The sequence below is a fragment of the Paraburkholderia ultramafica genome (genome assembly GCF_902859915.1).
Taxonomy (GTDB): Bacteria; Pseudomonadota; Gammaproteobacteria; order Burkholderiales; family Burkholderiaceae; genus Paraburkholderia; species Paraburkholderia ultramafica.
Window position 1 is genome coordinate 52,094 of record NZ_CADIKK010000004.1, and the last position, 19,860, is coordinate 71,953.

Sequence of the window (19,860 nt, forward strand, 5' to 3'; positions counted from 1 at the left end):
AGCTGACGGGCCGTCGCTTCGCGCCGCGCGCAGACTGATTGGCTAACGCGCGAACCGGCGACAGGACAATGACAGACTACCGTTGCGACACGGCACAGTCGACGATGTTCCGCGCCGACGCGGTGAGGCAGGATTCCGAGCGCGGGCGGCGCATCGGGCACGTTGGCGGATGCCGCCCGCGTGCAATACGGGCCCCCGGGCTCCAGCCGGCTAATGCCGGCTGCCCAGCGGACTTCAGATCTGGACCATCTCGAAGTCTTCCTTGCGCGCTCCGCACTCCGGGCAGGTCCAGTTAATAGGAACGTCCTCCCAGCGTGTGCCCGGCGCAATGCCTTCGTCCGGCAAACCGGCTTCTTCGTCGTAAATCCAGCCGCAAATCAGGCACATCCAGCTTTGATATTCCATTCTTGTGTCGCGTCGTAGAGTCCGTGGAAACGGGAGCCATGATGGTACCGTGTTGCCGCCCCAATGCCTAGCAATCAGAAACGCGCTATCGTAGCGTACGGCGGTCCCGGACAGGGCCGTTTGCGCCAGCTCGACCGGCCGTCGCGGCGTCATGCCGCTCACGGGCCGCCGCCCGCCTGCGGCAACGAGCCAAAGTGTGCGAAAAAACGCCCCCTCAACGGTTTAGGCCGCATAATTGAGCCGATTGCGCACTCTCTGCGCCAAAATCCAGCTCTTTTTGTCAATCTTCATGCCCAGCGACACGCCTCCGATCGTCCTCACCTTCGGCCTTTCCGACCCCACCGGCGGCTCCGGCCTGCAAGCCGATTTGATGACCCTTGCCAGCATGGGCTGCCATGGCGTTTCCGTGCTCACGGGCTACACCGTGCGCGACTCGGCCAGTTGCGACGAAGTCACCGGGCTCGACCCTGATGTCGTCGCGACCCAGGCGCGGATGCTGCTCGAAGACATGCCGATCGCCGCGTTCAAGGTCGGCGCATGCACGCGCGCGGAAGTGGTGAGCGCGATCGCCGAAGTGGTCGCCGATTACGACGACATTCCGCTGATTCTCGCCCCCGACTTCACGCTCGACGACGAGCACGTGCTCGCCGCCGACGAACTGCGTGAAGCGATCGCCGATCTGCTGGCGCCGCAAACCACCCTGCTGGTCGCCGATTCGGCTACGCTCCTCGCGCTCGCCCAGCCGGACGGCGACGCTGAAGCGCCGAGCCTGGACGCGGCGATCTCGCACCTGCTGTCCCAAGGCTGCGAATACATTCTGTCGACGGAAACCGGTACGCACCGGCTGGTCAATACGCTGTTCAGCGAAGACGGCCAGTTGCGCCAGGACATGTGGGACCGCGGCAGCCATCGGATCATGGGCTTGACGGATACGCTCGGGTCCGCAATCGCGGCGTTGCTGGCCAATGGCCAGGAACCCGCGGAGGCGGTACGCGAGGCGCAGGAGTACCTGTATCAGGCGGTGCGCAACGCGTTTCGGCCGGGCATGGGCGCGTATATGCCGGATCGGTTCTTCTGGGCGCGCAGCAGCGACGACGAGACGCCGCCGACCACTGGCAAGGACGCCGCGCCGGGCGAAGCTCGGCACTGAGCCTCGGCAGCCCAGGCGCCGCACGCATGAAAAAAGCCCGCATTTATGCGGGTTTTTTCATTTGCGAACACGCTTTGCATTGACCTAGCATAAATTCTGCTTCTTTTCCGTTACCAATCGCTCCACGCGTAATTAAACGTTACAGCGTGTGCGTTGCCACCACGCTAGACTTTACGAGTCATGAACTTGTCATATGCCCCCATATGCCTTTTCCGATCTTTTTCATCCATCCTCCGAAAAGCGGTGGATCCACCGTTATTTCGTTTTTTGAGTTGAATAAAGGCAACGACCAGTTCGCCAATTTCGAATGGGATCGGAGCGGCTGGGAAAGCTGCCGCGCCAAACTGCTGACCACCAGCATTGGGGGCGGCCATCACCCCTACGGCATTCATCGAATTCTCAAGCGCCCCGTCAATTACTGCACCATTCTGCGCGATCCCCTTGCACGCCAGATATCGCATTACCGGTATGCGGCAAACGGCAAGAACGGAGACGTTGTGCGTGGCACCAGCGTGTCGATAACCGAGGCTCTCGTGCAGCGCGGCACCCTCTCGCTCGACGAATGGGTTGCTGAATCCCTGGGCGGAAAAAATCTGTTTGTCCAGATGCTAAGCGGTCATTCCGTGCTCAATGAAAGCAGCCTCGATATCGCGCAAACCCATCTTCGTCAACATATCGGCACGGTCGGCGTATGTGAGAACATGAGCGATTTTTTACTCGGGCTCTGCGGCATGAGCGGACTGAAATTGCCGTTTTATTTCGAGACGAACAGGACGCGGGGATCATCGAAAAACAAAGGCCATTTAAGCGAAGCGGCCCGACAAAAGTTTCTCGAAGACAATTGTCTCGACTACGAAATATTTCGCGATGCCAACCGGATGATCGAAAGATATGCGGATGAATCAGGGCGCATCTTTTCGAATGCGCTGGACTTGGTTCGGATCATTCAGGCGGAAATAAATCAGCTTGAAAATCCACACGTCCACAGCTCGATAGTTTTCGGCTTCGACGAAGCGTTCCTCTCAAAAGTGCTTAGCGTAATCCGTCGATTCGACCTCGCACCCATCGACGAATACCTGGAGTTCGCGCAAAGCCGTCAACCCGTTCTCGCCGACCTGTTCGAGGGCTTTGTCGACACGATTCGCGACGGCGTGGTGTCGGGCTGGGCCGTCAATCTCAGCCGGCCGGACCAGAGAGTGCCCATCGAAGTCCGCGTAGACAGGGAAGTCGTCGCGAGTGGTTGGAGCGGCGAGCCTCGACCCGATGTGGCTAACGCGGGATACCCGAGTTCTCACGCTGGATTTTCAATTCCGCTGCCTGCCGGTATTTCGGACGGCTTTCACGTCGCAATCTCAAATTCGCCCGAAAGCCTGCACAATGCAGGAATCTGGCGACAAGGCTGGCACTGCGCCTGAGCGCCGAGGGAACCCACAATGAAGCAGCCTCACGCTTTCCTGCACCGTTGCCACGGCGCGATCAGCACTGAGGACCGGATGCGGATCTTCCGTCAAAAGCCGGTCACGATCTGGCTGACCGGTCTATCCGGAGCGGGCAAGTCGACAGTCGCATTCGAACTCGAAGAGCAACTTGTCGACTTAGGCCATGCGTGCTACGTGCTCGATGGGGACAACATCCGCCACGGCCTGGCTTGCGATCTTGGCTTCGACAGGAACGATCGGCGCGAAAATATACGCCGCGTAGCGCACGTCGCCCAATTGATGAATGACGCGGGCCTCATCGTCATCACAGCGCTGATCTCGCCGATGCGCGAAGACCGGGCGATGGCGCGCGAGATTATCGGGCGAGGCAAATTTATCGAGACCTATCTCTCCGCGCCAGTCGACACATGTGCGCGGCGCGATCCGAAAGGCCTCTATGCGAAAGCCCGGTCCGGCGAAATTGTTTCGTTTACCGGCGTGTCGGCACCCTATGAAGCGCCGCCCGATCCCGAACTTCACATTGATACGGACACACTGACGGCGGAAGAAAGCGTGGCGCGCATCTTCGCCCACTTGCGCGAGAACTCGCTGGCGACGACCGGTCAGGGTCAGGAAGCCAGCGCGTAATCCCGGTTCAGCGCCCTCTTCCACGGTCTGCCCCAAAAGAAAAGGGCCCGCATTTCTGCGGGCTTTTTCTTTTGGGAAGCACGCGTTGCGGCGTACTCCCCATGTGTTCCCAGCTGGGCCTCGTAACGAGGCCCAAGCCGGGACCGGACACGGAATTACATGTCCATGCCCATGCCGCCCATGCCGCCGGGCATGCCGCCAGGCATCGGTGCATCTTCCTTCGGCAGTTCGCAAACAGCTGCGTCGGTCGTCAGCAGGAGACCTGCAACCGATGCTGCGTTTTGCAGCGCCGTACGCGTCACCTTCGTCGGATCCACGACACCTGCGTCAACCAGGTCGACATACTCGCCCGTTGCTGCGTTGTAGCCGAAGTTGCCTTGGCCAGCAGCGACAGCTGCCACCACGACGCTGGCTTCTTCGCCACCGTTCGTGACGATCTGGCGCAGCGGCTCTTCCATCGCGCGCAGCACGATCTTGATACCTGCGTCCTGATCGGCGTTAGCGCCCTTCAGGCCGGCGATTGCCGTACGTGCACGGATCAGCGCGACGCCGCCGCCAGCAACGATGCCTTCTTCCACAGCTGCGCGCGTTGCGTGCAATGCGTCTTCGACACGCGCCTTCTTTTCCTTCATTTCGACTTCGGTCGCGGCGCCGACCTTGATCACTGCAACGCCGCCTGCCAGCTTGGCAACGCGCTCTTGCAGCTTTTCACGGTCGTAGTCCGACGTTGCTTCTTCGATTTGCGTGCGAACCTGCTTCACACGTGCTTCGATGTTTGCAGCTTCGCCAGCGCCATCGATGATCGTCGTGTTTTCCTTGCCCACTTCGATGCGCTTCGCCTGGCCCAGTTCAGCCAGCGTTGCCTTTTCGAGCGTCAGGCCGGTTTCTTCCGCGATGACTTGACCGCCGGTCAGGATCGCGATGTCTTCCAGCATGGCCTTACGACGATCGCCGAAGCCCGGAGCCTTCACAGCAACGGTCTTCAGGATGCCGCGGATGTTGTTCACCACCAGCGTAGCCAGCGCTTCGCCTTCGACGTCTTCTGCGATGATCAGCAGCGGACGGCCAGCCTTCGCGACCTGTTCCAGGACCGGCAGCAGATCACGGATGTTCGACACCTTCTTGTCGTGCAGCAGCACGAACGGGTTATCGAGCACGGCAACTTGCTTGTCCGGGTTGTTGATGAAGTACGGCGACAGGTAGCCGCGGTCGAACTGCATACCTTCGACAACGTCCAGCTCGTCTTGCAGCGACTTGCCGTCTTCGACGGTGATGACGCCTTCCTTGCCGACCTTGTCCATCGCTTCAGCGATACGGTCGCCGATCGACGAATCGCTGTTCGCCGAGATCGCGCCGACTTGAGCGATTTCCTTGTTGGTCGTGCACGGCTTGCTGATCTTGCGCAGTTCTTCGATCGCAGCAGCCACTGCCTTGTCGATACCGCGCTTCAGGTCCATCGGGTTCATGCCCGAGGCAACGTACTTCATGCCTTCGCGGACGATCGATTGTGCGAGCACCGTTGCGGTCGTCGTACCGTCGCCTGCGTTGTCGCTGGTCTTGGAAGCCACTTCCTTGACCATTTGGGCGCCCATGTTCTGGAGCTTGTCTTTCAGTTCGATCTCTTTCGCGACCGACACACCGTCCTTGGTGACCGTCGGGCCGCCGAAGCTGCGTTCCAGCACAACGTTGCGGCCCTTCGGACCCAGCGTGACCTTCACAGCGTTCGCGAGAATGTTCACGCCTTCGACCATCTTGGCACGAGCGGAATCACCGAATACGACGTCTTTAGCTGCCATCTTCTAACTCCTTGAATTCTTTGGATATGACCGGGAAAGTAGCGGCTTTGCGCTTACTTCTGCACCACGGCCATGATGTCTTCTTCGCGCATCACGAGCAGTTCGTTGCCGTCGACCTTGACGGTCTGGCCTGCGTACTTGCCGAACAGGACGCGGTCACCAACCTTCACGTCGAGCGCGATTGCTGCGCCCTTGTCGTCACGCTTGCCCGGGCCGACTGCGAGGATTTCGCCTTGATCCGGCTTTTCCGCTGCGGCTTCGGGGATCACGATGCCCGACGCGGTCTTGGTTTCTTGATCCAGACGTTTGACGATCACGCGATCATGCAAAGGACGAAGGTTCATACATACTCCTCTCTTGATTGAGACTGAAGAACGCTGAGAAAACCCGGCTGGCAGAGCCAACCGGCGAAGTTGTTAGCACTCTCGTGCAGCGAGTGCTAATTATATGGACGGGTGGTGACAAATTCAAGAAGGGGATGGCGCGCAATTGTCGAGATTCACTTAAGTTGGAACTTTGTTCACTTAGGTTTGAATTCCCGACCTGCGTCTGGACACCGCGGGAGGCGCTCACCATCTTTAAAAAACAATGACTTAGAGTTGAAACCGCTAAACGACAGGGTCGCGCGCGCCCCTACGTCCGTTGGCCGTTTCTGGCGACATTGCCTCACAAGACTGGGTGATCGACATGCGGACAAGGGTAAACCCCGGGGAGTCGACCATGCTTCTCAGTCCCGCTCTGGGAGGTCGAAAAACATGATACGGCCCGCAGCTGCGACCGTATCGCTCTCCACCTGCATCCGCTCCGGATTCAATTGCTCGATCAATTCATCACCGGGCAATGCGATAACGACAGCGTAAACGTAGTCGCCGTACAAGCCCGCGACCTCCACCACTTCTTTCATAACGGCTTCGAACAAGTCGCCTGCTGCAACGAGTGCGGCCCACAGATTCAACATGAATTCGGGCCGTGATTGCCGGCGGACCTAGGGCGTTGTAACGTGTGCATGGCACAATCTGCATGGGCTGCTGCTCCCCGCTAGACTTTAGGTTCCGACGTGATGCGTACCAACCAACTATCAGCCTGTGTCGCTACCTTGGCTGTCGTCTTGTCGCCGGCTGTAATGCTGTCGATAAGAGGAGGCACCGGCTACTGCTTTTTCGTTATTTTCGCGCTCGCTCTGGCCTACCTTGTCAAAGCCGAGCATCGGCGTCGAGCGGCGGCGCTGTTTCGCGAGCACCGGCTCTTCGTGCTGGGTCTGATCGCCATGCCGGCGGCCATACTGTTCCAGATAGCCGTTTTTCGAAGCAGCACGTTCCCGGCGCTCGATCCATTCCTGCGGCTGGCTCTCGTTGTCCCGAGTTTTTTCTATCTGGGGTCGCTGGCGTGCCGGCAACTCCGCCTCGTGCAATGGGGATTTGTGGCGGGCGCGCTGGGCGCCGGCACATGGGCCATCTACGCGCACTTTCATCCAGCCGTCTGGGTCGATCCCAATCGCCTCGGCAATTCATTTATCAACCCGATTCCCTTCGGCGACACAGCATTGCTGCTCGGTTTCCTGTCGATTGTGTCGATTACGCGAGGCAAGCCCGCACGCATACTGGAGGTGGCGATCAAGATCGCGGCGTTTCTGCTCGGCGGGTATGCGTCGTATTTGTCGGGCTCGCGCGGGGGCTGGATTGCGGTGCCGCTGCTCGTATGGACAACCGTCGGCGGCCGGCACTGGCTGGCCGGCAGGCGGGCACGCATTACATTGGGCTGTGCGATCGTGGTGTTTTTGGTAGCACTCGGATCCACCAGCATTGTCCGCGAGCGGGTCGACGCGGTCGTGTCCGACGTCACGGAACTGCAGCAAGGCAACATCGACACTTCGGTTGGCCTGCGCCTTGAATTGTGGCGCGCTTCGGCGCTCCTGTACTTGCGCCAACCGGCATTCGGCGTGGGGCGCGGCCGACTGGATGAGGCGCTGAACGAGCTTGCCCAACGCGCCGAGGCGCCGCGGTCGATCGTCAACTCAGGCGCACATAGCGATTTCTTTTCGACGCTTTCCCAAATGGGAACGGTCGGCGTGGCCGCACTGCTGCTTTTGTACGTCGGGACCTTCACGCCGTTCTGGCGGAACAGGCTCAGCGCGGACGGCGAAATCGCTACCGCATCGTATCTGGGACTCGCCGTGGTTGGCAGTACGATCATTTTCGGATTGACGATCGACGCGCTGACGCTTGTGATGAGCGCAGCCTTTTTTGCGCTGAATGTAGCGACGCTGCTGGCGTGGATCGAGGCGCGAAAGCGGGAAATCGGCGCGGTGGACAACTCAAATACGCTGAAGCTGGAACGGCCTCCGCGAACGATTCTCGTTGCCTGCCCACGTCGCATAGGCGATGTGTTGCTGGTGACGCCGCTTGTCCGGTCGATGAAGACGCAATGGCCCGAGGCCATGATCGATATGATCGTGTTTCGAGGCACAGAGGGGGCACTCGAGCACAACCCGGACCTGCGCCGCGTCATTTCTGTCGCTCAGCACGTCCCGCTGCGTGAGCGAATCGCCGACGCGGCGCGGATCTGGAGGCGTTACGATCTTGCCTGCGCAGCCACCGACTCCGATCGCGCACTGATTTACACGTGGCTTGCCGGCCGCAAGCGGATCGGGCTCGTCAATGCCGATCGTGTGAAGTGGTTTGCCCGCGTCATGCTTCACCGTATCGCGCTCGATCGGCAACTACAGGCACACGTGGTGTCGAACACCCTCGAACTGGCGCGGCTAGTGGGTGTGACGCCGCGCGGGGAGGTGGTCGCACCGGGCATCGGTCCCGATCCCGAGCGCAGAGTTCAGTTCGAGGCACGGTTCAATGCGCCGCCCGCCGTGCTGCCGGGGCAGCCCATGGCCGTGCTGCACCTGCGCCCCATGCACAAATATAAACAATGGACCGTCGATGACTGGGCCGCAACGATCCGCTGGCTGCGCGCACACGGCTTTGCCGTCGCGCTGTGCGGAGGACCGGTGCAGGCCGAGCGCGCGTATGCCGGGCAGGTGGTCGTGACGGCTGGCGAGCCGGTCCTGAATCTTGTCGGTGAGCTGACGCTCGGCGAAACGGCGGAAATGATCCGGCGCGCGAAGATCTTCATTGGTCCCGATACGGGTACCACGCACGTTGCTGCCGCATGCGGCACGTTGACGATCGCACTGTTCGGCCCAACGGACCCAGTTCGCTGGGGGCCGTGGCCATGCAACTGGCCGGTGGGTGAGCAACCATGGGCTCGACGCGGCTCAGGCCTGCACGGCAACGTCTACCTGTTGCAGGGGGAGAGCAACTGCGTTCCGTGCCGGCAGGAAGGGTGCGGCCGGCATACGGAAAGCACCAGCGATTGTCTGACCGGCCTGCCGGCAAGCCGCGTGATTGCCGTCGCTGCGCTACTGCTTGGTATTCAGGCGCCGACCCAGGCTAAGATTGTCGACATCAGCCGATAGAGACGCCAGGTGGGCGTTGGCTGAATGGCCCCGCAAATCGCGGCGGCTTCAGCCTTTCCACGGGAAACCCTTAACCTGTTCCGCATGGCGCCTGAGGTCTCATGCGAAAGGCAACCAAACCGAAGTGGCATTTGCCCGCCTCACTTTTGCGCCGGTGTCCGCAGCGAATTATCCGTCATCCACGTGAGCCGTTCGCAATTCACTTTGACCCGCGCCGCGAATTCCGTGGGGTCGCGATCGTGTAACGCGCTCATCTGGCTATTATCTAACGACAAGCACTCTATAGCAGTACTGCTCGTTTTTCATCTTCGCCTCCTGACGGTCCACCAGAGTGCCCAGGGATTCCCCCAAGCTTTTGCGCCGTTCTCCGCGGTCCTGCATTAAAGTGTCTTGATTAGACAGCAGGATGGCGTTTTCGCGCGCTATCCGAGTCCTTGCTTCGACAATACGCGGTGTTACGCTCGGGAAAGCAGCCTTCGCGGCAGTGAGCCGCCGCCGTTCAGCGGCAGAATCAACAGCCAACAGAACATGTCGCGATGCGCAATGGCCAGTGAAAAAGGCGAAACATCGCTGCGGGAGCGACCGCGATGGAATTTAAAAAATATACCGTACTGACGCTATTGGTGTGCAGCAGCGCTGCCCTCGCATGGCAGCCGCTCACCTATCCAATCCGAAGTCAAAGCCCTTACGAGCGCAGCGTCGACACCGCCATGTGCTACGCGGCGGCGAACAAGACAGGGGTTAGCATCACCCGCGAAGCGCAGATTCCGCCGCGCAAACCACCTCCCACCAAAGCCTCGTCGACCGGCGTACCGTCGCGACCGCCATTGCCGCCCAGCACCTTCTCGGCTGTGCCGATGAGCGCGAGCATGCCGGCCGCCGCGACCGAGCCCGGCGCAAGCGCGCCGGTGGCGACCGCGGCCACGGCCACGGGTGCTTCGGCGGCGAAACCGGCGAGCGCGGCCACGGCCGCCACCGCGGCATCGGTGACCAGCGCGGAGCTCGGCGCATCGGGTGCGGAAGTGGCCAACTCGTCACAGACGAGCGCGGCGTCCGGCGTGAAGCTGCCACCGCTGCCGGCGCCCGAGCCGCCGATGACACGGTATTGGGCCGCGTATGGCGCGTGCATGCAGGCGCGGGGTTACGTCGTCGTACAGTAACCCCCGCGCTTGCAAGCCTCATTGCCGTGCCTTGTTCTTTTGATTGTGGCGTCGGCACTCGACGCCCGTTAGCGACCTGGCCATGCTTAGCGACACGACTTCCGATCAGCAAGATTCCCGACGATGCGAACACTGCGGTGCGCCGCTAGCCGGCCGCTTCTCGCCTTGTCCTTCGTGCCGTATGTTCCCAGCCGATACGTTCGGCGCGCGCCCCGCGCCGTCGCGGGGTCTGCCGGTCCCACTGAACAATCTCCAGTCGATGCTGCCCGCCAGACTGCCGGCGCGCAGGATCTGGAGCCCGTCGTCGCGCGCGCTGGTCAATCGCTACGATGTGATCGAAGAGCCCGTGGCCGCGACGAGCGTCTATCAGCGGCTGCGCCGACCCATCGCGCTGGGGGCGTCGGTGCTGGTGGTGGCATCCGTCGTCTATCTCGGCTTCATCCATCGCAACGATTTGCGCGTCGGCACACCTATCGCGGTATCCGGCAAGGTGCAGACGCAGAACGGCAAGCCGTCCATTGCCGTGGTCCAGAAGCCCGCCACGGTCGTCGCACAGCGACCGTCGAGTGTTGTCGTCCAGCGGCCGTCGAACGTCGTTGCGCAGCGGCCGTCGAACGTCGTTGCGCAACAGCCGTCGAACGCCGTCGCCCAGCGGCCGTCGAACATCGTTGCCCAGTTGCCGTCGAGCTTCGTCGCGCAACAGCCGTCGAACGTCGTCGCCCAGCAGCCGTCGAGCGCCGCCGCCCAGCGACCGTCGAACGTCGCCGCGCAGAGACCGTCGAACATCGTTGCCCAGATGCCGTCGAGCTTCGTCGCCCAGCAGCCGTCGAGCGCCGCCGTCCAGCGACCGTCGAACGTCGCCGCACAGCAACCGTCGAACGTCGTCGCGCAGAGACCGTCGAACATCGTTGCCCAGCTGCCGTCGAGCGTCGTCGCCCAGCAACCGTCGAGCGTCGTCGTCCAGAGACCATCGAGCGTCGTCGCCCAGCGACCATCGAACGTCGTCGCCCAGCAGCCGTCGAACGTCCCTGCCCAGCGCCCCACGCCCGTGCGTTCCCCGGCAGTTGCACCGCCGGCCGCAGCGCCACCCGCGCAGGGCCGCGTCGCGCAGGCGGCGCCCGATGCCAGGCGCGCCGCCAGCAGCCGACCAGCCAACCCGGCGGACAAACTGCGCGCGGATGTGTCGAGGCATCTGCGCGCCGCGCGCGCCAACCTGCAAGAGAACAATCTGGCAGCGACGAAAACGCGCCTCGCCGCGGCCATCGCCGTACAGCCGGATAACCGCGACGCACTGCGTATGCGTTCCACGGTGAGCACTCGCGAACAGCAGCGCGACGCGCTACTCAGCCTCGCGCGCGGCTGCGGATATATCGGGCGTTGGACATGCGTGTCGCGCAACGCCAGCACCGCGCTGGAGATCGATGCGAGCAGCAAGGAGGCACAGCGTCTCGTGACACTTGCGACGCGCGAATCCGAACTGCAGATCGCACCGCCGCTAGAGACTCCGTCCGAACCAGTGCCCGACCCGCGCGATGTGATCACGCATCATTGATGGCCCGTCGACCAGTATCGACCATCCGCGCGCGCAACACGCGGCCACACGCTTCGCCGCTCAACGCCCGCCAGATCTGCTATCGCGCCGCGATGGCGAGACTCACCTGATGCGCGATCGCCCGGTAACGGGCAGCGGTGTCCCTGAGCGTGAGACCGGCGAGCGAGCGTTGCGCCCGTGCCTGCCCCAACGCGGCGACCACGGCATCCGCATAGCACTGCACGTTGTCGGTATCGACCAGTTGGACGCCTGGAAATCCGTTCGCGAAAGCAAACGCCGGAATCTTGCTCGCCACGATCGGCACGCCGGAGGCCAGCGCCTCGAGAAACGCCACGCTGTGCGCCTCGGAACGCGACGGCATGACGAACACGTTCGACTCCGACAGCACCGTCGCGACATCGGTGCGCGGGCCGGCCACCTCGACGCGCTCCGCGATTCCCAACTCTTGCGCCAGCGCAATGACCTCGCGCTGATAGTCGGGATCTTCGACCACCCCATACAGCACGAGGCGCGCATCGGTCACCTCCTTGAGCACCTCGCGAAATGCGCGCACCGTCAGCAGCTGATTCTTCACCGCCGCATACCTGCCGATCTGCGCGACCTGCGGAGCGGCGCCGCTGCGCCCGGCGCCGTCGGTAAACGCAAAGCGCGCAAGGTCGACGCCGTTGGGCACGACGGTCATCGAAGGATGCGGGCCGATGGCCTGCACATAGTCCGTCACGCCTTGCTCCGACACGCTGATCACGACCCGCGCGCGGCCCGAGAGGATATGCTCGACGCGCCTGAACAGCGGACGCTCGAAATCGTTGGTCGCCGAATGCATGACGTACACGACCGGCACGTGCAGCGGCAACGCACGCGCATAAAACGACGGAATGGTTGCATGCGCGAAGATCACATCCGGACGGAAGCGCCGCACCACGACGAACAGATTCCACAGCTTGATAGCCGCGCGATGCCGCCGCCGCGGAAACCAGCACTGCACGCCATGGCTTTCCAGCTCGGCTTGCAAGGACATGAAGTCGGCATGCGCGGGCAGCAGCGACGCCACCCCCACCGCCATGCCCTCGGCGCATTGATCGAGCGCGAGGTCCTTCGCGAGAACTTCCGCTCCCGACAAACGCGGCGCGAGGACAAGATGAAAAACGCGCATCATTGCGTCCTTGCAGTGAGCGTCCTGAACAGCATCCACACCGCCGCGCAGCCAAGGCCAAGCGTCATCGACCAGGCAATGCCCGTCACGCCCCACCAGTGCACCGCGGGTGGTGCGCTGGCGAGCAGCACGACGACCTGAATCGCCGACGCATGCACGGTCGCCTTCGCATCGCCCACCGCGCGCAGATAGGCCACGAGTACCGCAATCAGCGCGCCGATCGCCATGTTGATCACGAGGATTCTGAATAGCGGCACCGCGGGCAGCCATGCCGCGCCGAGAATCAACGAGAACAGCGGCTCGGCGATCAGCCTCAGCATCGCGACGAAGACCGTCAGCCCGATCGCGATCAGCAACAGATAGAGCTTGATGATCCGCGACGCCGCCTGCGGACTTCTACGGTGATGCGCGGCGAAAGTGGGGAACAGATATTGCGACATCGCGATCGCGGCGTCGGCGAGCAACATCTGCGCAAGCCGCGACGACATCTGATAGCTGCCCAGTTGCACCGGTCCAAGCAGTTTGCCGACCACCACCTTGTCGAACTGATTCAGCAGCAGGTTGATCACACTGCTCGCCCAGATCCAGCGGCTGAAGCCGACATAGTGACCAATTCCCGACCAGACGGCGCGCATCGGCGGGCGCGGTTTCATGGTCGCCCAGGTCAGCGTGCTCTTCAGGCTCTCGCCGGCCACGAGGCCGATCAGCACCGAGGCCGCGCCAGCGCCGAAATACGCCAGCCCGATCCCGATCGAACAATCGACGAAAGCCGCCGCGACCTCGACCCCGGCAATATGCTGGAAGCGCCGCTCGCGCTGCACCACGTAGTAAGTGGGCGACGCCAGGCCGCGCAACAGCGGCAGCAGCGCGGCGAGCTGGATCAGCACCAGCGAACCGTTCAGGTGGAACTGGCTGCTCAGCAACGGCGCGAGCGCGACCAGCAGCAGCGAAATGAGCACGCCGCGCGCGGTCAGCGTCGTCCACACCGCGCCGAGCTGCGAGCGCGACGGCGGATGTTCGCCCTGAATGACAGCTTGCGCGAGACCGGTGTCGGACAGCGCCTCGGCAATCGCTACCGCGAGCAGCGCTACGCTTACGCTGCCGATCGCCGCCGGTCCCAGCATCCGGCCAATCGCAAGAAACTTGATCGCCACAAGTCCACGCACGGCGAACTGTTGCAGGAGCACCCACGTCGCGGCACTCGCGCCGAAGCTGCCCGCTATCGTGAACGCCGGAAGCCTGATCGCCCGCAAGCTGAATCTCCGTCGAGTCGCCACGCTGCCGGATCGGCTATGCCACAGCGATTTAAAAGGTCGCTGCAAACGCCGCCGGCGCATAATTAGTCAGGTTGCACCAGCAAGCTGGCGAGTTTTTTCATTGCACTGCATGCACGACCTTACCGCGAGAGAATCGGCAACAACCGCCATCAGCTAGGCCAGTTCAGCCGGGGCCATGGCGCACCAGTACGTTGCCCCACAAAGCGGGGCAAATTGGCGATTCCATGCACCTCGGCGATGCTAACGTTGGTTCAGCTAGCGCCGCGGGACGGTCGTCGCCGAGGTCCTTTTCTGCATAACGCACATGGCTGCCGACGCGATGGAACAAGACTACGTCCTGATTGTGGAACCGAATCTCACCGGCCATCGCTGGCGCTATGTCGAGTGGACCATGCAGGCCTGCGCGGAGGCCGGCTATCCATGCATGCTCGTGACTGAGTGCGCCAACGAAGACCACCGGCTGGCCCGGCAAATCAACGCTGCAAACCAGCCCGATCAGCAGATCGCCTTTGTCGATCCTGAAGAGCAGCCCCGCCACCGGCTCGGCTCCAACCAGTACGCAAGCTTTCACCGCTATTTCAAGCGCGTGCATACGATCATCAGCCGCATGCAGTCGATCCGACTCGTGGTCGTGCCGTACGCCGATTATTTCTTCTACGCGCTGCCGTTCCTCGGTTCTCCGTTCGGCACGACGCCATGGATCGGCATCACGATGCGCTCGACGTTCCACCATAACAAGGTCGGCATCAAGGCGCCCGATCGCCCGCTCGTCAATGCGGTCAAGGCGCTGCTGTTCAAGCGCGCGATCCGCACGACCGGACTGCGCACGCTGCTGACGATCGATCCCACCTTGCCGGAATGGTCGGCGCGCCATGCGTCGAAGCACAGCGCGGCCGTCGCCTATGTGGCCGACCCGTTTCCCGACGAGCGTGCCGAAAACCCCGTGCAGGCGCGCGAGCGTCTCGGCCTCGACCCAGAGCAGCGCTATCTGCTGGTGTACGGCTCGATCACGGAACGCAAAGGGATTTACGAACTGGTCCACGCGCTGACGCGCCTCGAACATGCGCCCGCGCTGATCGTCGCCGGCGAGCAGGATACGGGCACGCGCCATTTCATGCGTAATCATGTGCGCAGCCTCAAGCCCGCGCCGCTGGTGCTCGACGCGTTCATTTCCAACGACATCGAACGCGATCTGTTCTCCGCCTGCGACGCGGTCTGGCTGGGCTACAAGGGGCACTACGGGATGAGCGGCGTGCTCGTGCAGGCCTACCGGTTCGGCAAGCCGGTGATTGCGACGGAAGACGGTTTGATCGGCTGGTTCAGCCGGCGCTGCGAACTGGGACCGATTCTGAGCGACCTGAGCTCCGCGTCGATCGGCAAGGCCATCACCGAAACCATGACCTCGTGGCCGCACGCGCCCGAGGCTGTTCCGTCCGCGCGCGAAGACCTGTTGTCACGGCATACGCTCGGACAGTTCAAGCAGACCCTGTTGCAGCAGATGGCCTGAGCCGGTATCGGGTCTTTTGCTTTCGGGAACACACGGCGACGTCCATCGCTCAGCGACCGACGCCGCAGTCGTTGGCGCGGCGGGCGTCGCGCAGGACGGTGGTGCGGCCGGCCGCCCTCGTCGGCAACCGGTCAACGCATGTCGCCCACGTATGTTGTTCAGGACAACTGGCCGCCGGCGGGCACTTCTTTGCGCACCGAACTGCCGCGCTTTTCCGGGAACAGCGCGTTGCGCATCCGCAGGAACGGATACTCGATCGCGCGTGTGGTCACGTAGCCGATTGCGATGGCGAGCGCGAATTGCGCGCTCAGCGCGACAATCCAGACCAGGCTCGGCGGGAAACCGAGCGCGGTCACCTTGCGGATCAGTATGTCGCCGGGCGCGAGCGCAAGCGAATGCCACAGGTAAATACCGTACGAATAAAGCCCGATCCAGGCGATCCCGCGATACACCCACGTCGAGCGCAGCGAGCCGGAATATTCCAGAGTCAGCACGATCAACGCGGCAAACCCGAGCGCCTGAATCGTGTAGCCGATGCTCTGGTCGAGCGCGATATGTGGGGTCGCGAAGGCGAGCCACGCGCAGAGCACGCCGACGCTGCCGATCAGCAGCCATTTGCGCTTCGCGAGCTGATGATAGATACCCGGCTTCATCCAGTAGATCACGGACAGAATCACGCCGAACAGCAAGCTGTCGATACGGTATTGGGTGTACGCGAAAGTCCCCTCCAGATTACCGTTCGCGACGGCGAAGCTGCGCGCGGTGAGCACCACCACGCAGACCGCCGTGAGGATACTGACGATCGTCCACGCGCGCAGACGCCAGCGCGCGAACAGCAACAGCAGCGCCGGCAGCACCAGATAAAAGTGTTCTTCGACCGCGAGGCTCCAGGTCTGGGTGATCGACGTGCCCAGATAGTTCTGCATATGGGTCAGGTTCTGAAACAGGAAGGTATTCCACGGGTGGCGCCCGGCCAGCATATGAAAGACGATCAGCACGTAATACGCGGGCCAGATGCGGAAAATCCGCCTGATAATGAAGCGCCGCGCGTCGATGTGACCTGTTTCGGCGTACTGGCGCAGCAGCAGGCCGCCGACCAGAAAGCCGCTCAGCGTGAAGAACAGGTTCACGCCTTCGCGGCCGAAATTCTTCAGCGGGTATTCAATAATCTGGAGCAGGTAATTGCTGGTATGAACAGTATGAAAGTGATAGCCCATCACCGCGATAATCGCGATACCGCGAATGAAGTCGAGCTCGATCGCCCGGACGGCCATTTTTTTTGCGGGCCCCGGCCCGCGAAATAACTTCATGTTGTTCTCCCCTTCACCTGTCGCGGGCGCATGGCCCTTTTTGCATCTTCGGTGGCGGCACGCTGGCGCGCGCGCCAACTTCAAGGCATTGGCCGACAACATGCTCAAGTGTGCGCGCGTCTTGCAGTGGCCGCCCTTGCCACGGTCGCCAGAACCCAGGCAATCGGCGACGAATGCGGTCCCGGCAACTAACAACCAGGGAGATTCCCCCACAATGGGTCAGTGCGAGACCGTCCGCTAAGACCGACGGCGAATGGACGGCGACGGGGAGGAATCAGCGATGCGCCATCAGTATGCAACGCCATGGATATGGATTTTTCTGTTACCACTAGCACTGGACTATAAGGCGACCGACGCGAATACGGGCCACTTCGCGCAATCCGCGCTCGTCTTGCCCGCGGCCGCAGCGGGTCTTGCGCTGCTGCTGATCGCGCCCCGCTTTCACGAGCGCTCGCGGCTGCGTTCGGTCGTCACCATCAGCATGCTGCTGTGCGTGTTCGGCAGCATCGTCGCCCAACTGGTTCAGGACAACGACACCGGCAACTATCTGCGCACCCTGCTGCCATTCATGCTGTTCATGCTGGGCTACCTCGTCGCCTGCCGCCCGTGGAGCGAATACCGGCTCTCGCAGTTCGAAAAGGCGCTGTTCGTCGCCAACGTGATCAGCCTCGTGTTCACTTTCGTCTACGGAATGGCGACGGGCGGCGGTCTCGAAGACGTGCGCTACCGGATCATCTCCGTGACGCTGCTCGGATTGCAAGGCGTGCTGCTGCACGAATTCGTCGTGGCGCGGCGCTTCTCATTCTTCACCGTCGCGGTGTTCGCGGGCACCATCATCGTCGAATTGCTCAGCGTGACCCGCAGTCTGCTCGTCGGCACGGTGCTGCTGTTCCTGCTCGCGATGGCGCTGAGCGCGCCGACCATCCGCGATATCTGGCGCGCGCTCGCCCGCAGCCTGGTGGTCGGCGCGGTGCTGGCCGGCATGGCCGGCGTCGCGGCCTTGAGCTTTCCGACCGTCGCGGAGCACTGGACGCAGCGCATTTTCGCGTCCGAGGAAACCGCCTCCGGCAAGGACCCGACCACGATCACGCGTCTGGCTGAAATGCGCAATCAGTACGACCAGGTGACCTCGTCGGCGGACGCGCTGCTGTTCGGCGAAGGCTACGGCCATTACTATCGCTACTCGCCCGTCTATCTGCCGGACCTCGCGGGCCAGTTCAGCGAAAAGGACTTCTACGCGATCAACGAATGGGCCGCGGGTCACAACTTCTGGGTCTATCAACTGTTCGCGGGCGGCCTGGTGTTCGGCATCGGCATGCCATTGGCCACGCTGGCCGCGCTGGCGATCTGCTTCTTCTCGTACCGCTACTGGCGCTCGGTCGTGCCCGACGCGCCGCTGCTGCCGGTGCTCGGGCGCGCCATCATGTTGTTTGCCGCGTTGCCGGCCACGTCGATCGGCGGCAATCCGCTCGGCCCGCGTTTCTCGGGCCTGGTCTTCGGCGTCGCCCTCGGCTTGATGATCGCGACCCACGCGCGCCTGCAACGCGCGCTGCCGGCGCGCATCAAGCGCCCCCCACGGCCGCCGCAGCATCATCCGGCCGCGATGCCCGAGTTGCCGGGCCGCATCCAGCCCGGCATGGGACGCGCCGACCTTGCGTCCACGCTCGGCATGTCGCACGCGGAAAGCACCGCGTCCAAGCCGAACCAGATCAGCGCTCTGGTGTCGCGCAGTTCGCCGGCGCGACACTCCAACCGACCGAATATCGTCCGATGAAAATCCTCCACCTGCTTCCAACTGTCGATCCACGCGGCGGCGGCCCGGTTGAAGGCGTGCGCCGCAGCGGCATGGCCATGCGGGAAGCCGGGCACGACATCGAAGTGGCGAGCTGCGACGCCCCGGGCGACGGCTTCCTCGCGGCGTTTCCGTTTCCGGTCCACGCGTGCGGCCCGACCCGCAGCCGCTACAGTTACTGCAAGCGTCTCGCGCCGTGGCTCGCCGCCAACGCGAAGCGCTTCGACGCGGTCATCGTTCACGGCCTGTGGCAATACCACAGCTTCGCGGCATGGAAGGCGCTGCACAACAGCGAGGTGCCGTACTACGTGTACGTGCACGGCATGCTCGACCCGTGGTTCAAGGAGGCTTATCCGCTCAAGCATCTGAAGAAGTGGCTGTACTGGCCGTGGGCCGAATACCGTGTGCTGCGCGATGCCCGCACGGTAATCTTCACGACCGAGGAAGAACGCACGCGCGCGCGTCAATCGTTCTGGCTCTACCGCGCCAATGAGCGAATCGTGCCGTTCGGCACGACGGTGCCGGCGCTCGATCCGGCATCGGTGCGCGAAGCATTCCTGCAAGCGGTGCCCAGCTTGCGCGGCAAACGCATCATGCTGTTTCTCGGCCGCATCCATGCGAAGAAGGGTTGCGATCTGCTGATCGACGCGTTCGCGCGCGTCGCCGGCAACGATCCGGCGCTGCATCTCGTGATCGCCGGTCCGGACGAAACCGGCTGGGTCGCGACGCTGCGCACCCAGGCGCAGGCAGCCGGCATCGCGCATCGCCTGAGCCTGCCCGGCATGCTGCAGGGCGACCTCAAGTGGGGCGCGTTTCATGCTAGCGACGTGTTCGTTCTGCCCTCGCATCAGGAGAATTTCGGCGTGGCAGTGGCCGAGGCGCTCGGTTGCGGGCTGCCGGCGCTGATCTCCGACAAGGTCAACGTGTGGCGCGAGATCGAAGCGGACGGCGCGGGACTGGTGGCCGCCGACACCGTCGACGGCACGGAAAAGAATCTGTTGCGCTGGCTCGAACTCGACCCCGCCGCTCGCGACGCGATGCGCGCGCAAGCCGCCATCACCTTCAATACGCGCTTCCGGGTCGAAACGATGGTCAGCGCGCTGACAGCTCTGCTGGAGACGCAGCGCGGCCCCGGGAACGTCGACGAACATTCGCTCGGCAGGCTGCGCGAGGCGGCTCAGCAAAGCCGCTGAGCGTCGTTGCCGAGGTCACTCCTAAAGCCC

Annotated in this window: 17 protein-coding genes and 1 pseudogene; 10 read left to right on the top strand and 8 right to left on the bottom strand. The window is 62.8% G+C overall.

Translation table 11 applies throughout. The features are described 5' to 3' along the window. Window positions 1-234: 234 nt before the first annotated feature. Window positions 235-405 (bottom strand): rubredoxin, encoded by a 171-nt coding sequence (locus HV744_RS05550; protein WP_006047743.1) that lies wholly within the window; start codon window positions 403-405, stop codon window positions 235-237. A gap of 289 nt (window positions 406-694) precedes the next feature. On the opposite strand from HV744_RS05550, the gene HV744_RS05555 reads away from it, so the two are divergent. The 3 genes from HV744_RS05555 to cysC all read left to right on the top strand — a co-directional run bounded on the left by HV744_RS05555 (window position 695) and on the right by cysC (window position 3,621). After that, a complete protein-coding gene (locus tag HV744_RS05555) occupies window positions 695-1,555 on the top strand; it encodes a hydroxymethylpyrimidine/phosphomethylpyrimidine kinase (protein ID WP_175148538.1) in 861 nt (286 codons plus the stop codon). 203 nt (window positions 1,556-1,758) lie between these two features. Next, window positions 1,759-2,970, top strand: a complete 1,212-nt coding sequence (locus tag HV744_RS05560; RefSeq protein WP_175148539.1) for a chondroitin 4-O-sulfotransferase — start codon at window positions 1,759-1,761, stop codon at window positions 2,968-2,970. Between the two features lie 18 nt (window positions 2,971-2,988). Next, window positions 2,989-3,621 carry an adenylyl-sulfate kinase gene (gene cysC, locus HV744_RS05565; protein ID WP_175148540.1) on the top strand — a complete coding sequence of 211 codons (633 nt, stop codon included), beginning with the start codon at window positions 2,989-2,991 and terminating at the stop codon, window positions 3,619-3,621. 155 nt (window positions 3,622-3,776) lie between these two features. On the opposite strand, the gene groL is transcribed toward cysC, so the two are convergent. The 4 genes from groL to HV744_RS05585 form a co-directional block, all read right to left on the bottom strand. Then, window positions 3,777-5,417 carry a chaperonin GroEL gene (gene groL, locus HV744_RS05570; RefSeq protein ID WP_175148541.1) on the bottom strand — a complete coding sequence of 547 codons (1,641 nt, stop codon included), beginning with the start codon at window positions 5,415-5,417 and terminating at the stop codon, window positions 3,777-3,779. 53 nt (window positions 5,418-5,470) lie between these two features. Next, window positions 5,471-5,761 (bottom strand): co-chaperone GroES, encoded by a 291-nt coding sequence (gene groES / locus HV744_RS05575; protein ID WP_008923887.1) that lies wholly within the window; start codon window positions 5,759-5,761, stop codon window positions 5,471-5,473. A gap of 383 nt (window positions 5,762-6,144) precedes the next feature. Continuing rightward, the gene (locus HV744_RS05580; RefSeq protein ID WP_175148542.1) at window positions 6,145-6,375 is read right to left on the bottom strand and encodes a hypothetical protein; all 231 of its coding nucleotides are present in this window, start codon (window positions 6,373-6,375) and stop codon (window positions 6,145-6,147) included. Window positions 6,376-6,495: 120 nt separating this feature from the next. Beyond that, window positions 6,496-6,888, bottom strand: coding sequence for a hypothetical protein (locus HV744_RS05585; protein WP_175148543.1), 393 nt, complete (start codon window positions 6,886-6,888; stop codon window positions 6,496-6,498). A gap of 135 nt (window positions 6,889-7,023) precedes the next feature. On the opposite strand from HV744_RS05585, the pseudogene HV744_RS37135 reads away from it, so the two are divergent. From HV744_RS37135 to HV744_RS05600, 4 genes and pseudogenes are all read left to right on the top strand, one after another. Further along, window positions 7,024-7,485 (top strand): annotated as a pseudogene (locus HV744_RS37135) (O-antigen ligase family protein); the annotation flags it as partial. A gap of 255 nt (window positions 7,486-7,740) precedes the next feature. Then, window positions 7,741-8,886, top strand: coding sequence for a glycosyltransferase family 9 protein (locus HV744_RS37140; RefSeq protein WP_246278965.1), 1,146 nt, complete (start codon window positions 7,741-7,743; stop codon window positions 8,884-8,886). A gap of 587 nt (window positions 8,887-9,473) precedes the next feature. After that, window positions 9,474-10,046: a hypothetical protein gene (locus HV744_RS37145; protein ID WP_246278952.1), complete on the top strand. Its 573-nt coding sequence runs from the start codon at window positions 9,474-9,476 to the stop codon at window positions 10,044-10,046. A gap of 181 nt (window positions 10,047-10,227) precedes the next feature. Beyond that, window positions 10,228-11,598: a hypothetical protein gene (locus HV744_RS05600; RefSeq protein ID WP_175148546.1), complete on the top strand. Its 1,371-nt coding sequence runs from the start codon at window positions 10,228-10,230 to the stop codon at window positions 11,596-11,598. Between the two features lie 79 nt (window positions 11,599-11,677). On the opposite strand, the gene HV744_RS05605 is transcribed toward HV744_RS05600, so the two are convergent. Further along, the gene (locus HV744_RS05605; RefSeq protein ID WP_175148725.1) at window positions 11,678-12,751 is read right to left on the bottom strand and encodes a glycosyltransferase family 4 protein; all 1,074 of its coding nucleotides are present in this window, start codon (window positions 12,749-12,751) and stop codon (window positions 11,678-11,680) included. Then, window positions 12,751-14,004 carry an oligosaccharide flippase family protein gene (locus HV744_RS05610; RefSeq protein WP_175148547.1) on the bottom strand — a complete coding sequence of 418 codons (1,254 nt, stop codon included), beginning with the start codon at window positions 14,002-14,004 and terminating at the stop codon, window positions 12,751-12,753. Before HV744_RS05610 ends, HV744_RS05605 begins: the two co-directional genes overlap by 1 nt. 328 nt (window positions 14,005-14,332) lie before the next feature. Between HV744_RS05610 and HV744_RS05615 the strand changes: the two genes are divergently transcribed. Further along, window positions 14,333-15,535, top strand: coding sequence for a glycosyltransferase (locus HV744_RS05615; protein ID WP_175148548.1), 1,203 nt, complete (start codon window positions 14,333-14,335; stop codon window positions 15,533-15,535). A gap of 158 nt (window positions 15,536-15,693) precedes the next feature. Here the strand turns inward: HV744_RS05615 and HV744_RS05620 are convergent, their stop codons facing one another. Beyond that, entirely contained in the window at window positions 15,694-16,845 is a 1,152-nt protein-coding gene (locus HV744_RS05620) for an acyltransferase family protein (RefSeq protein ID WP_175148549.1), read from the bottom strand. 280 nt (window positions 16,846-17,125) lie between these two features. Here HV744_RS05620 and HV744_RS05625 point away from each other — a divergent pair, with 280 nt between their 5' ends. Continuing rightward, the gene (locus HV744_RS05625; protein ID WP_175148550.1) at window positions 17,126-18,619 is read left to right on the top strand and encodes a hypothetical protein; all 1,494 of its coding nucleotides are present in this window, start codon (window positions 17,126-17,128) and stop codon (window positions 18,617-18,619) included. Beyond that, window positions 18,616-19,830: a glycosyltransferase gene (locus tag HV744_RS05630; protein ID WP_175148551.1), complete on the top strand. Its 1,215-nt coding sequence runs from the start codon at window positions 18,616-18,618 to the stop codon at window positions 19,828-19,830. The genes HV744_RS05625 and HV744_RS05630 overlap by 4 nt, the downstream gene beginning before the upstream one ends. Window positions 19,831-19,860: the final 30 nt, after the last annotated feature.

Bases quoted from the DNA above. Each gene is read 5' to 3' on its own strand.
- HV744_RS05550 (WP_006047743.1), bottom strand. From the start codon at position 405: ATGGAATATCAAAGCTGGATGTGCCTGATTTGCGGCTGGATTTACGAC.
- HV744_RS05555 (WP_175148538.1), top strand. From the start codon at position 695: ATGCCCAGCGACACGCCTCCGATCGTCCTCACCTTCGGCCTTTCCGAC.
- HV744_RS05560 (WP_175148539.1), top strand. From the start codon at position 1,759: ATGCCTTTTCCGATCTTTTTCATCCATCCTCCGAAAAGCGGTGGATCC.
- cysC (WP_175148540.1), top strand. From the start codon at position 2,989: ATGAAGCAGCCTCACGCTTTCCTGCACCGTTGCCACGGCGCGATCAGC.
- groL (WP_175148541.1), bottom strand. From the start codon at position 5,417: ATGGCAGCTAAAGACGTCGTATTCGGTGATTCCGCTCGTGCCAAGATG.
- groES (WP_008923887.1), bottom strand. From the start codon at position 5,761: ATGAACCTTCGTCCTTTGCATGATCGCGTGATCGTCAAACGTCTGGAT.
- HV744_RS05580 (WP_175148542.1), bottom strand. From the start codon at position 6,375: ATGTTGAATCTGTGGGCCGCACTCGTTGCAGCAGGCGACTTGTTCGAA.
- HV744_RS05585 (WP_175148543.1), bottom strand. From the start codon at position 6,888: ATGAAAGTGCGCGTAGATGGCCCATGTGCCGGCGCCCAGCGCGCCCGC.
- HV744_RS37145 (WP_246278952.1), top strand. From the start codon at position 9,474: ATGGAATTTAAAAAATATACCGTACTGACGCTATTGGTGTGCAGCAGC.
- HV744_RS05600 (WP_175148546.1), top strand. From the start codon at position 10,228: ATGTTCCCAGCCGATACGTTCGGCGCGCGCCCCGCGCCGTCGCGGGGT.
- HV744_RS05605 (WP_175148725.1), bottom strand. From the start codon at position 12,751: ATGCGCGTTTTTCATCTTGTCCTCGCGCCGCGTTTGTCGGGAGCGGAA.
- HV744_RS05615 (WP_175148548.1), top strand. From the start codon at position 14,333: ATGGCTGCCGACGCGATGGAACAAGACTACGTCCTGATTGTGGAACCG.
- HV744_RS05620 (WP_175148549.1), bottom strand. From the start codon at position 16,845: ATGAAGTTATTTCGCGGGCCGGGGCCCGCAAAAAAAATGGCCGTCCGG.
- HV744_RS05625 (WP_175148550.1), top strand. From the start codon at position 17,126: ATGCGCCATCAGTATGCAACGCCATGGATATGGATTTTTCTGTTACCA.
- HV744_RS05630 (WP_175148551.1), top strand. From the start codon at position 18,616: ATGAAAATCCTCCACCTGCTTCCAACTGTCGATCCACGCGGCGGCGGC.